This window comes from Pseudonocardia adelaidensis (assembly GCF_039543345.1).
Classification (GTDB): Bacteria; Actinomycetota; Actinomycetes; order Mycobacteriales; family Pseudonocardiaceae; genus Pseudonocardia; species Pseudonocardia adelaidensis.
This window is the reverse complement of sequence record NZ_BAABJO010000001.1, coordinates 38,967-52,609: the sequence shown is the minus strand read 5'-3', so window position 1 is coordinate 52,609 and position 13,643 is coordinate 38,967. Positions and strand designations below refer to the sequence as shown.

Sequence of the window (13,643 nt, the reverse complement as noted above, 5' to 3'; positions counted from 1 at the left end):
CCTGTGGAACACCTCGACGTGCTCGTCGTCGGCGCCGGGATCTCCGGGATCGACGCCGCCTACCGCCTGCAGACCGAGCACCCGCACCGCAGCTACGCGATCCTCGAGGCGCGCGACGCGATCGGCGGCACGTGGGACCTCTTCCGCTTCCCCGGGATCCGCTCGGACTCCGACATGTTCACGCTCGGGTTCCCGTTCCGCCCCTGGCGCTCGGCCGCGGCGATCGCGGACGGTGAGTCGATCCGCACCTACCTGCGGGAGACGGCGGCGGAGTTCGGCATCGACCGGCGCATCCGCTTCGGCAGGCGGGTCACGGCGGCGGCGTGGTCGAGCCCGGACCAGCGGTGGACCGTGGAGGTCCAGGTCGGCGACGGCACCAGGGAGCGCTACACCTGCGACTTCCTCTTCCTGGGCACCGGCTACTACCGCTACGACAAGGGCTACCTCCCCGAGTTCCCCGGGATCGACGCCTTCCAGGGCACCGTCGTGCACCCGCAGCACTGGCCGGAGGACCTCGACTGCGCAGGCGAACGCGTGGTGGTGATCGGTAGCGGGGCCACCGCCGTCACGCTGGTGCCCGCGCTCGCCGAGCGGGGGGCGCGGGTCACGATGTTGCAGCGTTCGCCGAGCTACGTCATCGCGCTGCCCGGCACCGACCGGCTCGTCGACCGGTTGCCCGGCTGGGCACACCGGCTCATCCGCTGGAAGAACGTGCTCGTGACCTCGGCGTTCTACCAGGTCGCGCAGCGCGCGCCCGGGGTGGCGAAGCGGATGCTGCGCGCGGGCCTCGAGCGCCAGATCCCCGACCACGGCGTCATCGACCGCGACTTCACGCCCCGCTACCAGCCGTGGGACCAGCGGCTGTGCGTCGTGCCGGACGGCGACCTGTTCCGCGCGATGCGCTCCGGCCGCGCCGAGGTCGTCACCGACACCATCGCCACCTTCACCGCGGGCGGGATCCGGCTCGCCTCCGGCCGTGAGCTGCCGGCCGACGTCGTCGTCACCGCCACGGGGCTGCAGCTGCAGGTCGGCGGCGGCATGCGGATCTGCGTGGACGGCACGGAGGTCGACCCGGGGCGCACCGTCGTCTACCGCGGCTGCCTGCTCTCCGGTGTCCCGAACCTCGCGATCTGCATCGGCTACGTCAACGCCTCCTGGACGTTGCGGGCCGACCTGACCGCGCGCTACGTCTGCCGGCTCCTCTCCCACATGGACGCCCACGGCTACCGCTCGGCCACGCCCGAGTTCGACGGTGACGTCGCCGCCCGCCCGCTGCTCGCCCTCACCTCCGGCTACGTGCGGCGGGCCGCGGACGTGCTGCCGAAGCAGGGCCGGTCGGCGCCGTGGGTGCTGCGCCAGAGCTACCCGGTCGACCTGCTGAGCACCCGGTTCGGTGACATCGGCCGCGACATGGTGTTCACGGCCCGCCCCGTGACCCGATCGCCGGTCGCGGTCGACGCCGTGACCCCCGGCCGCGGCTGAACGCGCAACCCGCACACCGAGACGCCGGACTCGCGCGATCAGAACGCGGGACTCGCCCTGCTGGGATGCGGGACTCGCGCTCCGAGGGCGAGTCTCCCGTTTCGGTGGCCGAGAGTCGCGTTTCGGTGGCCGAGTGTCGCGTCCTGGTCAGTGGCGAGGGCGGGCGCGGACGTGCATGCGCTCGCCCTGGCGGCCGAAGAGGCTGAGGATCTCGACGGGGCCGCGGCCGACGCCGCCGAACCAGTGCGGCACCCGGGTGTCGAACTCCGCGGCCTCGCCGGGGCCGAGGGTGAGGTCGTGGTCGGCCAGCCGCAGCCGCAGGTGTCCGGACAGGACGTAGAGCCACTCGTACCCGTCGTGCGTCACGAGCATCGGTTCGTGCTCGGACGCCGGGATGGTCAGCTTGAACGCCTGCAGCGGCCCGGGTTGGCGGGTGAGGGGGAGCACGGTGCGCCCGTCGACCCGCCGGGGGTTGGTGTGGACCCGCGGGTCGGCCACCCTGAGCGCGCCGATCAGCTCGTCGACCGGCACCTGTAGTGCCACCGCGATCGGCAGCAGCAGCTCCAGGCTCGGCCGTCGGCCGCCGGACTCCAGCCGGGACAGCGTGCTCTTGGAGATTCCGGTGGCCTCGGCGAGCGCGGTGAGGGTGATGTCGCGCTGGGTCCGCAGCCGCCGCACGCGCGGCCCGACCTCGGCGAGGGCGCCCTTGATCGTCGGTGAGTCCTGCACCCCGCCATCGAACGCGGCCGTCCCGGAATCGGCAACGATTGTTGCCGGACCCGGTCCGGTGGGCGGATCCTCCGGAACATGGACGACTTCGACGTGGTGGTGGCCGGCGGCGGTGCGGCCGGACTGAACGCGGCCCTGGTGCTGGCGCGAGCGCGCCGGCGGGTGGCGGTGATCGACGCGGGGGACCCGCGCAATGCTCCGGCCGCCCACATGCAGGGTTTCCTCTCGCGCGACGGCATGGCCCCGGCCCGGCTGCTCGAGGAGGGGCGGGCCGAGGTGGCGGGCTACGGCGCTGAGATCGTCGCGGAGCGGGCCGAGCGGATCGAGGCCGGGTTCGCGGTGCACCTGGCGAGCGGCCGCACGCTGCACGCCCGCCGCGTGCTCGTGGCCACCGGCCTGCGCGACGAGCTCCCCGACGTGCCCGGCCTGCGCGAGCGGTGGGCCCGCGACGTGCTGCACTGCCCGTACTGCCACGGCTACGAGGTGCGCGACCGGCCGCTCGGCATCCTGGGAACCCCGCACCTGGGGCTGCTGTTGCCGCAGTGGTCGGCGGACGTCGTGTTCTTCCCGCACCGCACCGAGCTCTCCGCCGACGAGCGGGAGCGGCTGCTCGCCCGCGGCGTGCACATCGCCGACGGCGAGGTCGCCGGCCTGGTGGTGGACGGCGACGCCCTGCGCGGGGTGGAGCTGGCCGACGGGCGGGTGGTGCCGCGGGAGGTGCTGTTCGTCGGGCCCCGGTTCGTGCCGCGGGACGATCTGCTCGCCGGGCTCGGCTGCGCGACCGGCGAGGACGGGTGGGTCCGCACCGACCCCACCGGCCGCACGAGCGTGCCCGGCGTCTGGGCGGCGGGCAACGTCGTGGACCCGCGCGCCCAGGCGGTGACGGCGGCCGGGATGGGCTCCGCGGCCGCCATCGCGCTGAACGCCGACCTGGTGGAGGAGGACGTCCGGCGCGCGGTGGCGGCCCACCGCCAGGTCGCCGGAACACTTGGTGCGCCGGCGTCGGCGGGCTGACCTGGTCAGGCGTCCGTCGGGGCCCCCGCGTCGCGCAGACGGCCGTCCGCGAGCCGCAACCGGCGGTTCACGCCGATCTCCGCGAGGAAGCGCTCGTCGTGGCTCACCACCACGAACGCGCCCTCGAAGGCGCCGAGCGCGCCCTCGAGCTGGCCGACGCTGACCAGGTCGAGGTTGTTCGTCGGCTCGTCGAGGAGCAGGAGCTGGGGCGCGGGCTCGGCGAACAGCACGCAGGCGAGGGTGGCCCGCAGCCGCTCGCCGCCGGAGAGCGCCCGGATCGGCAGGTGGATCCGCGCCCCGCGGAAGAGGAACCGGGCGAGCAGGTGCATCCGCTGCGACGGCGGCATCGCCGGTGCGGCGGCGGTCAGGCTCTCCACGACCGTCTTGTCCGGGTCGAGCAGGTCCAACCGCTGGGACAGGTAGGCGATGCGGCCGTCGGCACGGTGGGTGGTGCCGGCGTCGGGCTGCAGCTCGCCGTCGATCACCCGGAGCAGGGTGGACTTGCCCGCACCGTTGGGGCCGGTCAGTGCGATGCGCTCCGGCCCGCGGATCGCCAGGTCGATCCCCTCGTCCGCGAAGAGGCCGCGGACCCGGATGCCCTCGCCTGCGAACACGGTGCGCCCGGCCGGCACGCGGGTCTCCGGCAGCTCCAGCACGATCTTCTGCTCGTCGCGCAGGGCATGGCTCGCCTCGTCGAGCCGGGCGCGCGCCGCCCCGACCCGCGCGGCGTGGGTGCCGTCCGCCTTCCCCGCCGACTCCTGCGCCCGGCGCTGCCGCGCCCCGGCGAGGATCTTGGGCAGCCCGGCGTCCTTGATGTTGCGGGCGGCCGTGCTCGCCCGGCGCGCGGCCCGCTCGCGGGCCTGCTGCATCTCGCGCTTCTCCCGCTTGACCTCCTGCTCGGCGTTGCGCACGTTCCGCTCGGCGACCTCCTGCTCCGCCGTCACGGCCTCGGTGTACGCCGTGAAACCGCCGCCGAAGAAGCGGATCTCGCCGCGCTCGAGCTCGGCGATGCGGTCCATCCGGTCGAGCAGCGCGCGGTCGTGGCTGACCAGCAGCAGACAGCCGCCCCAGTCGTCGAGCACGTCGTAAAGGGTGCGGCGGGCGTCGAGGTCGAGGTTGTTGGTCGGCTCGTCGAGCAGCAGGACGTCGGGGCGCTTCAGCAGCTGCCCGGCCAGCCCGAGGGATACGACCTGGCCGCCGGAGAGGGTGCCGAGGCGCCGGGTGAGCGTGACGTCGGCGAGCCCGAGCCGGTCGAGCTGGGCGCGTGTGCGCTCCTCGACGTCCCAGTCGGTGCCGATCGTCGTGAAGTGCTCCTCGCTCGCGTCGCCGGCCTCGACGGCGTGCAGCGCCGCGATCACGGGCGCGATCCCGAGCACCTCGGCCACGGTGAGCTCGCCGGTGAACGGGAGCTCCTGCGGGAGGTAGCCGAGCACGCCGTCGACGGTGACGGTGCCGCCGCTGGGCGTCAGATCCCCGGCGACGAGTCGCAGCAGCGTGCTCTTCCCCGCGCCGTTCGGCGCGACGAGCCCGGTGCGACCGGCGGTGACGGTGAACGACAGGTCCTGGAACACCGGCGTGTCGTCGGGCCAGGAGAAGGACAGGTGAGAACAGATGATCGACATGCGGCAGCCTTCACGAGAGGTGAGGGTGAACGGGGAATCGGCGGACTGCTCCGGGATCACCCGGAGATGTCGTCGTCCCCTGCGCCTGCCACGAACTCGACTTTAACAGTGCCTCACGCGGGCGTCTTCGACCCGGAGGGGTCCCGGGGGCCGGGAGGGGGCGTCGTGAGGCGGCGCCCGCCGCCCCCGCCGCCCCCGCCTCCCGCCTCGACGGCGATGGCGACCGGATGGGCGGGATCCACCCGGGTGCCCGCGCCGGGCGTCTGCGCGACCACCGTGCCCGTGAGGGGGAGCGGTTCGTCGGGGTCGGCCGTGACCACCACGACCCTCGCCTCGAAGGCGAGCTCGTGCGCGTCGCTCACCTCCAGCCCGACCAGCGCCGGCACCAGCACCTTCTCCTCCTGACCGCTCACACTGCAGGTGTACCCGATTGATCCCGATCGTTCACCGGGGGCCGGTTTCGCGGGTGGGTGTGCGGCGCGACGATTTCCCCGGATCGAGTGACGGGAGGCCGAAGTGGCGCAGTACGTGTTCGCCACCGTCAACGGTGAGTGGATGAACGACTGGTTCACGCCCGACAGCGCGGACGGGGTGGCGTGGCGACCGACGTTCACGCGCGATGGCGTGGAGTGCGACACCGAACGGGCTGCAGGGTTGCTCGCCGCCCTGATCGCGGACCTCGGTGCCGACGTCGTCGCGCTGGAGGAGGCCCCGAGCCGGGGCGCCGAGCTCGCGCTGTTCCTCGACACGCACCTGGCCGGCCGCTACCGGTTCCTGATGGGCGACAGCGGTGGCTCCCAGAAGCTCGCGCTGCTGGTGAAGCCGACGATCGAGGCGGAGCTCGTGCCGCCCGCGGGGCTCGCCGACCTGATCGAGCCGTGGCTCGCCGACGTCGACGGCGACGCCGTCGTGAACGAGTACGAGTTCACCCGCGACCCGCTGGTCTGCCGGCTGGCGTTCGACGGCAGGCCGCTCACGGTCGTCGTCGCGCACCTCAAGTCGAACTTCATCAACCGGGGCGAGCAGATGTGGCGCGACCCCGCTCGCCGGCTCGAGTTCGTCAGGTCCGCGCTGCAGAACCGGCGCCGCATCGCCAACGAGGGCATGCGGATGCGCCAGTACCTCGACGCTCGCCTCGACGAGGACCCGGACGCGGCGATCGTGGTACTCGGCGACTTCAACGACGGGCCTGGGCGCGACCTGTTCGAGCAGCAGTACCTCGCGCACAACGTCACCGACCTGCTGGTCGGGTCCTCGTACCGGCCGGAGACGCTGTTCGACCACGCCCTGGTCGACGTGCCGGCCGATCTCCGCTACAGCGCGGTGTTCGACGATTTCGTGACCGACGAGCCGCAGAAGCGGATCCTGCTCGACCACATCATCCTGTCGCCGGGTATGGCGTCCTCCGCCGGTGTGCGGAGGGTTCCGGGGTCGGGGCGGATCGAGCACGAGGCGTGGGCGGCCCACCGCACCGGTGACGGGGAGCGGCGCGACGGCCGCGCCACCGACCACCGGCCGGCCACGGTGGCGGTCGAGACCTGAGAACGAATCCCGCCGAATGTCACCCATTCGTGTCGAGAAGCCGATAACGTCCGTGCACGTGCATCTGCATGATCTCGGGCCGACACCGGCCACCCTCGACGACGCCGCGGCGCAGCAGGAGCGGTTGCGCCCGCTCGTGGACACCACCGCGCCCGGCCCCACGGATCTGCGCACCGCCGCCGGTATCGACGTGGCGCACCACGACGGCACCGACGAGGTGGTGGCCGCTGTCGTCGTGCTGGACGCCACGACGCTGCGGCCGGTCGAGACCCGCACCGTACGCGGGCGCGCCGGTCACCCGTACGTGCCCGGGTTCCTCGCCCTCCGCGAACTGCCGGTGGTCACGGCCGCCCTGGAGGAGCTGGAGCACACCCCGGACCTGATCGTGTGCGACGGCGCCGGCGTCGCCCACCCGCGCCGGTTCGGCCTCGCCTGTCACGTCGGGCTGCTCACCGGGGTGCCGACGATCGGCGTCGCGAAATCGCCGCCGCTGCCGTTCGAGATGCCGAAGCCGGCGCGCGGCTCGTGGACCCCGCAGGTCGAGGGTGACGAGGTGGTCGGGCGGGCGCTGCGCACGCAGCACGGGGTCCAGCCGGTGTTCGTGTCGGTGGGGCACCGGATCGGGCTGGACGCGGCGTGCGAGCACGTCCTGCGCCTCGCCCGCCATCGGCTCCCCGAGACCACCCGCCGTGCCGACCGGCTCGCCCGGGATGCCGCCTTGCGGGTGTAGCACGGCGCCGTGCCGGTCCGGCACGATGGGCCGGTGGAAGACGAACTGGACGCGGTGCTCGGCGCGGTCGGGCCGCGGCTGCGTGCGATCCGCAAGCGCCGCGGGGTGACGATCACGGACGTGGCGGCGACGACCGGGATCTCGGCCAGCACGCTGTCGCGGCTGGAGAGCGGGGGACGCCGGCCGAACCTGGAGCTGCTGCTGCCGCTCGCACGCGTCTACGGCGTGGCGCTCGACGAGCTCGTCGGGGCACCGCAGACCGGCGACCCGCGGGTCCACTTCCGTCCGGTGAGCCGCCACGGGATGACGCACATCCCGCTGAGCCGGCGCGCGGGCGGCCTGCAGGCCTTCAAGCTGATCATCCCGGCCCGCGGGGACGAGCCCGAACCGAAGACGCACGAGGGGTACGAGTGGCTCTACGTCCTCGACGGCAGGCTGCGGCTGGTGCTCGGCGACAACGACCTCGAACTCGGCCCGGGCGAGGCCGCCGAGTTCGACACGCACCTCCCGCACTGGATGGCCTCGGCGGGTCCCGGCCCGGTGGAGCTCCTCGTGCTGTTCGGGGTGCAGGGGGAACGGGCCCACCTGCGTGTGCGGCCCCGCGTCACCCGGGGGTGAGGAACTCCAGTACCGGCGCGGTCTGCGCCGGTAGGAGGTGCCCGGCATCGGGGAGGACCTGCACCGTGGCCGACGGCACGAGCCGCGAGAGCCGCTCGGCGGTGCGGGGGGAGTCGATGAAGGCGTCGCGCCCGCCGAGGATCGCCAGTACCGGCATGGTGGCACGGCGAAGGGCGGCGTCGTCGACCACCGGTACGGGCTCGCGGCGGTAGCGGAAGTGCTGGGACACGAGCCGGACGAACTCGACGGATCCGTGCTGCCTGCGCACCTCAGGACCGAGCAGTGCCTCAAGGGACCTGCGCTTCCCCCACTCGCCGAACGGCCTCAGCAGCGTGGCCCCGAGCAGTCCGGCGATCTTCGCCTTGGCGACGCCGGCCGGGGTGAGCAGCACCAACCGCTCCACGCGATCGGGGTGCCGGGTGGCGAAGTCGAGCGCGAGCCAGCCGCCGAGCGAGACCGCCACGACGGCCGCCCGCGCGACGCCGAGGCCGTCGAGGACATCGCCGAACCAGAGCGGGTAGGCCCCGGAGGCGAGCGGTGGGCGTGCGGGCGCGCTGAGCCCCGGCTCGCCGACGACGTCGACCGCGTACACGCGAAAGCGCTCGGACCAGGCCGCCACGTCCGGCGCCCACATCAGGGCGTTCGATCCCGAGCCGTGCAGGAGCACCAGCGGCGGGGCGTCCGCCGGGCCCGACGCGACGACGAACGTCTCGCCCTCGCGGGTGGGCACGCGCAGGTGTTCGGCGGGAACGGGCCAGCCGGCGAGCAGCTCCCGGTACCGCTCCTCGATGGCGCGGGCGCCGTCGGGCGAGGTGTAGATGGCGGTCATGAGCCCACCAGCGCGCCGACGAGCCGGAGCAGCTCGGCGGTGCTCTCCGGGCCGCCGAGTACGATGATCTTCATGCGTGCTCTCCCCTCGTCATAGGCCATCTCGACGCGCAGCCGGCCGTCGTCGTGCGCGCCGCCCGCGCTGCTCATCACGAGGGTGCTGACGCGATCCACGAGCGCGCGGTCGACGTCATCGATCTGGACGATGCTCGACACCTCCACCGCCGACCCCCGCCGCTTCGGTCGCACGGCCCGTCCGGTGAACGCCTCCAGTGCGTCGGCGCCGATCCGGTACTGCCGGCCGATGCGGACGGCCTCGAGCCGGCCGTCGCGCACGTAGCCCCGCACGGTCTTGACGTGGAGCCCGAGCAGCGCCGCGACCTCCTCGACGGAGTACAGCTGTGTCATCTCAACTTCCCTGGAATGGTCTCGATGGGGGAAGCCTAGGGCATCTGAGAGCAGGTTCCCTGCCGGTGTCGAAACGGGTCGCAGCCGGTTCGTCTCCGGGGTGTGGGTTCCCCGAGCGGAAGGACGGCGATGGACGCCATGCAGCAGTACCGGCGGGCGCAGGACGAGTTCGACGCGGTGCTGGCCGCGGTACGGCCGGACCAGTGGGACGGCCCGTCGGCATGTACCGAATGGACCGTGCGGGACGTCGCGGGGCACGCGATCTGGGGACAGCGCCGGATGCGGGCCTGGGCGACGGGGGCGGACTACGCGGACCGGCGTGGCGCTCCGGGTGCGCCGCATCCGCGTGAGCTGGCCGGCCCGGACCCGGTCCCGGTCTGGCTGTCGGCGCGTGCGGAGTCGGTGGCGACGTTGACGCCGGAAGCGCTGGAGCGGACGACGACGATCCCGGGCATGGGCGAGGTCCCGCTCGCGGCGCTCGTCACGCTGCTGACGACCGACTTCGTGGCGCACACCTGGGACATCGGGCACGCGCTGGGGATGGACGTTCGCCTCGAGCCCGCGCTCGTCACGACGGCGTTCGACTGGGCACGTGCGAACGTCGTGCGCCGCCCCGGCTTCTTCGGGCCGGAGCTCACGCCGCCCGCGGGAAGCGACGAGCAGATCAGGATGCTGGCGTTCCTCGGGCGTGCGGCCTAGTGACCCAGTGGTCCCTGCCAAGCGGCCCGTTGCCGTCACGGCCGGCTGATGCGGTCCTCGAGCAGGGCGCGCTGAGCGGGGTTCGCGGTGAGGTCGAGCGCGCGGCGGTCGGCCTCCCGCGCCTCCCCGGGCCGGTCGAGCGCCCTCAGCAGCTCCGCGCGGGTGGCGTGCAGGAGCGGGTACCGATCGAGGGCGTCGCCGAGCTCGTCGAGCTCGTCCATCGCCGCCTCCGGGCCCGCCAGGTGGCGCAGGGCGATCGCACGGTGCAGCCGCGTCACGGGTGAGGGGGCCATGGCGAGCAGCATGTCGTAGAGCACGACGATCTGGGCCCAGTCGGTGTCCTCCCACCGCGGGGCCTCGGCGTGGCAGGCGACGATCGCGGCCTGCAGCTGGTAGGGCCCCGGCCGGTGGAGTGCGGCGGCACGGTTGATCAGCTGGCCGGCGTCGACGATGGCGGCGTGGTCCCACCGGCCGCGGTCCTGGTCGGGCAGCAGCACCATGTGCCCTTCCGCGTCGAACCGGGCGGCGACCCGGGCCTGGTGGAGCCGGATCAGCGCGAGCAGCCCGAGGACCTCGGGCTCGCGGGGCAGCGTCCAGGCCAGGGAGGAGGCCAGCCATTCGGCGTCCCCGGCCAGCCGCCGCGACCACGCCACGTCGCCCGTGGAGGACAGGTAGCCCTCGTTGTAGAGCAGGTAGACGACCGTGAGGACCTCCTCCAGTCGTTCCGGCAGCTCGGCGTCCGACGGGATGCGGTACGGGATCCCGGCATCGGTGATCTTGCGTTTGGCCCGGGTGATCCGTTGCGCCACCGTGCTCTCCGGCACCAGGAAGGCCGCGGCGATCTGGGCCGTCGTCAGCCCGCAGACCGTGCGGAGGGTGAGCGCGATCTGCGCCTGCCGCGGAAGGGCGGGGTGGCAGCAGGTGAACAGCAATCTCAACCGGTCGTCGGGTTCGGTGCGGGACGGCCACTGCAGCTGGGCGAGCTTCTCGCGGTAGCGGGCCTGGCGGCGCAGCACGTCGAGCCCGCGGTTGCGGGCGACGGTGAAGAGCCACGCGTCCGGGCGGTCCGGGATGCCCTCGGTCGGCCAGCGCCGCAGGGCGGTCTCGATCGCGTCCTGCACGAGGTCCTCCGCGGCCGAGAAGTCGCCGAGCAGGTGCACGAGGGACGCCGCGAGATGGCCCGCGTGGTCGCGCACCACGCGGGCCAGCTCGTCGTGCGGACCGTCCACGGTCAGGGCGCGACCGGGCGGAGCTCGATGACGGGGCAGGCGGGCCATGACCGGGCCATCGCCAGCGCCTCGTCGAGGTCGGCCACCTCCACCTCGACGAACCCGATGACGATCTCCTTGCCCTCGACGAACGGCCCGTCGACCACGTCTGCGCGGCCGTCCAGCTTGCGCATCGTGGTGGCGGTGTGCGCGGGTTGCAGGCGGACGTGGTGGGTGATCCGCGCGGCGTTGTCGGCGAACCAGCGCCCCACGTCGTCGTAGGCCGCCTGGCGCTCCGCGTCGCCCATCGCGGCCAGGTCCTCGGCGTACTGCGGGGTCTCGGCGAACATCAGCACGTACTTCACGTGCCCTCCTCGGTTGTTCACGGGGCGGTCGGCTCCACCCTGATGACGTTCCGGAGCACCGCCGATTCGACGTCTCCTCCCGTTGGTCAGGCGGCCGGCTTGCGGGCGACGACCCGCTCCACGACCCCCGCCTTGAAGCGCTCCTGCCGCTCGACCACGAACCCCTGTTCGCGGACGTGGAGGACCGGCCGGCGACGGAAGTGCTCGCCGCCCACCGGGATCATCACGAGCTCGAGCAGCCGCTGCAACAGCCGCACCGGCGCGGACGTGCTGACCACGTGGTCGGCAAGCCGCAGCTGCCCGCCGGGGCGCAGCACGCGCCACGCCTCCGCGACGGCGCGACGCTCGTCCGGTATCGCGCACAGCGAGAACGTGCACACCACGGTGTCGAACGAGGCGTCGGGGAACTCCAGGTGGTGCGCGTCGCCGACCTGCAGGGTCACCGAACGCCCGCTCTCCGCGGCCCGCCGCCGGGCGTGGTCGAGCATCTGCGGGCTGAGGTCGACGCCCGTCAGCGCGACGTCCTCGGGATAGCTGCCGAGGTTCAGCCCGGTGCCGACGGCCACTTCCAGCACGTCGCCGACCGCCCCGCCGCACACCCACTGCCGGCTGTCACCGAAGAACTTCCGCTCGGCGAACGCCATCTGCCTGTCGTACGAGCCGGAGTGCCTGTCCCAGTAGCGGCGCAGCCGCTCGATCTCGGGTCGCCTCGTCACGAGTCGCATCCTCCTCCGGCGCACCCGCACCCGTCCTCGTCGGCGGGGCGGACCGGAGGACAGCACGTCCGGCCGCGCAGCGCCTCGCGGCCCTCCCGCACCGCGACGGCGGCCAGGCCGAGCGCGACCAGCGGGTCGGCCCACCACCAGCCGAGCGCGGCGTTCAGGACCAACCCGGTCAGCACCGCGGCGGAGAGGTAGGTGCACACCAGCGTCTGCTTCGAGTCGGCCACCGCGCTGGCCGAGCCCAGCTCCCGGCCGGCGCGCCGCTGCGCCCAGGACAGGAACGGCATCACCACGACGCTGACCGCGACCAGGACGATCCCGACCTCGGACCGCTCGGGCTCGTGCCCGCCGACCAGGGTGCGCAGCGCCTCGACGGTGACGTAGCCGGCGAGCGCGAAGAACGACCATGCGATGACCCGCAGGGCGGTCCTCTCCCGCCGCTCGTGGTCGGGGCCCGCGAACTGCCAGGCGACCGCGGCCGCCGAGCTGATCTCGATCACCGAGTCCAGCCCGAACCCGATCAGCGCGATCGACGACGCGACCGTGCCCGCGGTGATCGCCACGATCGCCTCGACGGCGTTGTAGGTGATCGTCGCCGCGACGAGCAGCCGGATGCGGCGGCGCAGCACGGCGCGACGATCGAGCGGAACGAGCGGCGCGCTCACGACGCCGTCCGCGCCACGGCGGGATCCCCGGAGACCGGGCAGAGCGCCACCGCAGGCCCGGTCTCCGCCAGCAGCAGTTCCGCGCTGCGTAGCAGGTCGACCAGCTCCGGCCGCGTCAGCGAGTAGAACGACTGGCGGCCCTCGGCCCGGTAGTCGACGAGCCCACAGCCGCGCAGGCAGGCCAGGTGCTTGGACACCGTGGACTGCGCCAGCCCGAGCGCGCGGGTCAGATCCACCACGCGGGCCTCCCCGACCGCCAGCCGGCGGAGGATGGCGAGCCGCGCCGGGTCCCCCAGCGATCGGAACAACGCGACCGCGGGCCCGAGGTCCGGTAGGCAGGGATCGATCGCCATTCGGCGATGCTATCGCCACCAGGTGGTGATGGGAAGGTCGGGCGGCCCCGTTCAGCGTCGTCACAGGTGGGTCGCGGACACTCGGTGGGAGTGGAACGAAGGCGGTGAGGCGAATGGGGCCGGTCCGCTTCCCGCTCGCCGTCGGCGCCGGCACGGCGGTCGCCGCGGCGGTCGGGTTCGACGTGCTCGCCGACGAGCACCCCACGCACACGGCGAGCCTCGGGTTCGTCGCGGCGGTGGTGGCCGTGCTGCGGCTGCGCCAGGCGGGACGCCACGAGAACATCCTGGCCCCCGTGGCGGGCGCGCTCGTCGCGCAACCCGTGCTGCACGCCACCACCAAGCTCGGCGGCCACCACGACGTGGTGGACGGGAACGGCCTGCTGCACGTCGTCACCGCCGACGGGCCGGGCACCGCGATGCAGATCGCCGTGTCGGCGCTGGTCGTGGTCGCGGTGGCGTCGAGTGCACGGTTCACCGAGCTGCTGGCCGGGGTGCTGTCGCGCCCCGTCCGGCTGCTCGTGGTGGGCCCGCCGGTGGCCCGGTCCGTCCGCGCGGTGGCGGTGCGCGGCGAGCGGCGCGGCTCGATGCTGCGCTGGTGCGGCTGGACGCTCAGGGCGGCGAGACGGGGACCACCCGTGCCTGCGTGGTGAGTCCCCCT

17 protein-coding genes are annotated in these 13,643 nt (G+C 73.6%); 7 read left to right on the top strand and 10 right to left on the bottom strand.

Annotated features, from left to right (window positions below; all coding sequences use genetic code 11):
- The first annotated feature begins 3 nt into the window (after positions 1–3).
- Positions 4–1,482: a flavin-containing monooxygenase gene (locus tag ABEA81_RS00280; RefSeq protein WP_345602384.1), complete on the top strand. Its 1,479-nt coding sequence runs from the start codon at positions 4–6 to the stop codon at positions 1,480–1,482.
- A gap of 147 nt (positions 1,483–1,629) precedes the next feature.
- On the opposite strand, the gene ABEA81_RS00275 is transcribed toward ABEA81_RS00280, so the two are convergent.
- On the bottom strand, positions 1,630–2,193 hold the full coding sequence (locus tag ABEA81_RS00275; protein ID WP_345602762.1) for a helix-turn-helix domain-containing protein: 564 nt from the start codon (positions 2,191–2,193) through the stop codon (positions 1,630–1,632).
- Positions 2,194–2,289: 96 nt separating this feature from the next.
- On the opposite strand from ABEA81_RS00275, the gene ABEA81_RS00270 reads away from it, so the two are divergent.
- The gene (locus ABEA81_RS00270) at positions 2,290–3,225 is read left to right on the top strand and encodes an NAD(P)/FAD-dependent oxidoreductase (protein ID WP_345602382.1); all 936 of its coding nucleotides are present in this window, start codon (positions 2,290–2,292) and stop codon (positions 3,223–3,225) included.
- Between the two features lie 5 nt (positions 3,226–3,230).
- On the opposite strand, the gene ABEA81_RS00265 is transcribed toward ABEA81_RS00270, so the two are convergent.
- A complete protein-coding gene (locus ABEA81_RS00265) occupies positions 3,231–4,847 on the bottom strand; it encodes an ABC-F family ATP-binding cassette domain-containing protein (RefSeq protein ID WP_345602380.1) in 1,617 nt (538 codons plus the stop codon).
- Positions 4,848–4,960: 113 nt separating this feature from the next.
- Positions 4,961–5,260, bottom strand: a complete 300-nt coding sequence (locus ABEA81_RS00260) for a PASTA domain-containing protein (RefSeq protein WP_345602379.1) — start codon at positions 5,258–5,260, stop codon at positions 4,961–4,963.
- A 103-nt stretch (positions 5,261–5,363) separates the two neighbouring features.
- On the opposite strand from ABEA81_RS00260, the gene ABEA81_RS00255 reads away from it, so the two are divergent.
- From ABEA81_RS00255 to ABEA81_RS00245, 3 genes are read left to right on the top strand one after another with little or no spacing between them, the layout of a single operon-like run.
- Positions 5,364–6,389, top strand: coding sequence for an endonuclease/exonuclease/phosphatase family protein (locus tag ABEA81_RS00255; protein WP_345602377.1), 1,026 nt, complete (start codon positions 5,364–5,366; stop codon positions 6,387–6,389).
- Positions 6,390–6,447: 58 nt separating this feature from the next.
- The gene (locus ABEA81_RS00250; protein ID WP_345602376.1) at positions 6,448–7,119 is read left to right on the top strand and encodes an endonuclease V; all 672 of its coding nucleotides are present in this window, start codon (positions 6,448–6,450) and stop codon (positions 7,117–7,119) included.
- A gap of 33 nt (positions 7,120–7,152) precedes the next feature.
- A complete protein-coding gene (locus ABEA81_RS00245; RefSeq protein ID WP_345602374.1) occupies positions 7,153–7,737 on the top strand; it encodes a helix-turn-helix domain-containing protein in 585 nt (194 codons plus the stop codon).
- On the opposite strand, the gene ABEA81_RS00240 is transcribed toward ABEA81_RS00245, so the two are convergent.
- Positions 7,724–8,566 (bottom strand): alpha/beta fold hydrolase, encoded by an 843-nt coding sequence (locus ABEA81_RS00240; protein WP_345602373.1) that lies wholly within the window; start codon positions 8,564–8,566, stop codon positions 7,724–7,726. The two genes, ABEA81_RS00245 and ABEA81_RS00240, sit on opposite strands and share 14 nt — an antisense overlap.
- Positions 8,563–8,973 (bottom strand): helix-turn-helix domain-containing protein, encoded by a 411-nt coding sequence (locus tag ABEA81_RS00235; protein WP_345602371.1) that lies wholly within the window; start codon positions 8,971–8,973, stop codon positions 8,563–8,565. Before ABEA81_RS00235 ends, ABEA81_RS00240 begins: the two co-directional genes overlap by 4 nt.
- A gap of 129 nt (positions 8,974–9,102) precedes the next feature.
- On the opposite strand from ABEA81_RS00235, the gene ABEA81_RS00230 reads away from it, so the two are divergent.
- Complete coding sequence (locus tag ABEA81_RS00230) at positions 9,103–9,672, top strand: TIGR03086 family metal-binding protein (RefSeq protein ID WP_345602370.1); 570 nt, start codon at positions 9,103–9,105, stop codon at positions 9,670–9,672.
- 35 nt (positions 9,673–9,707) lie between these two features.
- Here ABEA81_RS00230 and ABEA81_RS00225 read toward each other — a convergent pair whose 3' ends face one another.
- From ABEA81_RS00225 to ABEA81_RS00205, 5 genes are all read right to left on the bottom strand, one after another.
- Positions 9,708–10,901 (bottom strand): RNA polymerase sigma factor, encoded by a 1,194-nt coding sequence (locus ABEA81_RS00225; protein WP_345602369.1) that lies wholly within the window; start codon positions 10,899–10,901, stop codon positions 9,708–9,710.
- 2 nt (positions 10,902–10,903) lie between these two features.
- Positions 10,904–11,245 (bottom strand): YciI family protein, encoded by a 342-nt coding sequence (locus ABEA81_RS00220; RefSeq protein ID WP_345602367.1) that lies wholly within the window; start codon positions 11,243–11,245, stop codon positions 10,904–10,906.
- Between the two features lie 86 nt (positions 11,246–11,331).
- Complete coding sequence (locus ABEA81_RS00215; protein ID WP_345602366.1) at positions 11,332–11,961, bottom strand: class I SAM-dependent methyltransferase; 630 nt, start codon at positions 11,959–11,961, stop codon at positions 11,332–11,334.
- Positions 11,958–12,632: a cation transporter gene (locus ABEA81_RS00210; RefSeq protein WP_345602365.1), complete on the bottom strand. Its 675-nt coding sequence runs from the start codon at positions 12,630–12,632 to the stop codon at positions 11,958–11,960. The genes ABEA81_RS00215 and ABEA81_RS00210 overlap by 4 nt, the downstream gene beginning before the upstream one ends.
- A complete protein-coding gene (locus ABEA81_RS00205; protein WP_345602364.1) occupies positions 12,629–12,985 on the bottom strand; it encodes an ArsR/SmtB family transcription factor in 357 nt (118 codons plus the stop codon). The genes ABEA81_RS00210 and ABEA81_RS00205 overlap by 4 nt, the downstream gene beginning before the upstream one ends.
- Positions 12,986–13,098: 113 nt before the next feature.
- Here ABEA81_RS00205 and ABEA81_RS00200 point away from each other — a divergent pair, with 113 nt between their 5' ends.
- Complete coding sequence (locus tag ABEA81_RS00200) at positions 13,099–13,635, top strand: hypothetical protein (RefSeq protein ID WP_345602363.1); 537 nt, start codon at positions 13,099–13,101, stop codon at positions 13,633–13,635.
- Positions 13,636–13,643 lie beyond the last annotated feature (8 nt).

What these genes read in the sequence shown, in the direction of transcription:
- ABEA81_RS00205 (WP_345602364.1), bottom strand. Translation starts at nt 12,985, where the DNA reads ATGGCGATCGATCCCTGCCTACCGGACCTCGGGCCCGCGGTCGCGTTG.
- ABEA81_RS00240 (WP_345602373.1), bottom strand. Translation starts at nt 8,566, where the DNA reads ATGACCGCCATCTACACCTCGCCCGACGGCGCCCGCGCCATCGAGGAG.
- ABEA81_RS00265 (WP_345602380.1), bottom strand. Translation starts at nt 4,847, where the DNA reads ATGTCGATCATCTGTTCTCACCTGTCCTTCTCCTGGCCCGACGACACG.
- ABEA81_RS00200 (WP_345602363.1), top strand. Translation starts at nt 13,099, where the DNA reads ATGGGGCCGGTCCGCTTCCCGCTCGCCGTCGGCGCCGGCACGGCGGTC.
- ABEA81_RS00235 (WP_345602371.1), bottom strand. Translation starts at nt 8,973, where the DNA reads ATGACACAGCTGTACTCCGTCGAGGAGGTCGCGGCGCTGCTCGGGCTC.
- ABEA81_RS00270 (WP_345602382.1), top strand. Translation starts at nt 2,290, where the DNA reads ATGGACGACTTCGACGTGGTGGTGGCCGGCGGCGGTGCGGCCGGACTG.
- ABEA81_RS00230 (WP_345602370.1), top strand. Translation starts at nt 9,103, where the DNA reads ATGGACGCCATGCAGCAGTACCGGCGGGCGCAGGACGAGTTCGACGCG.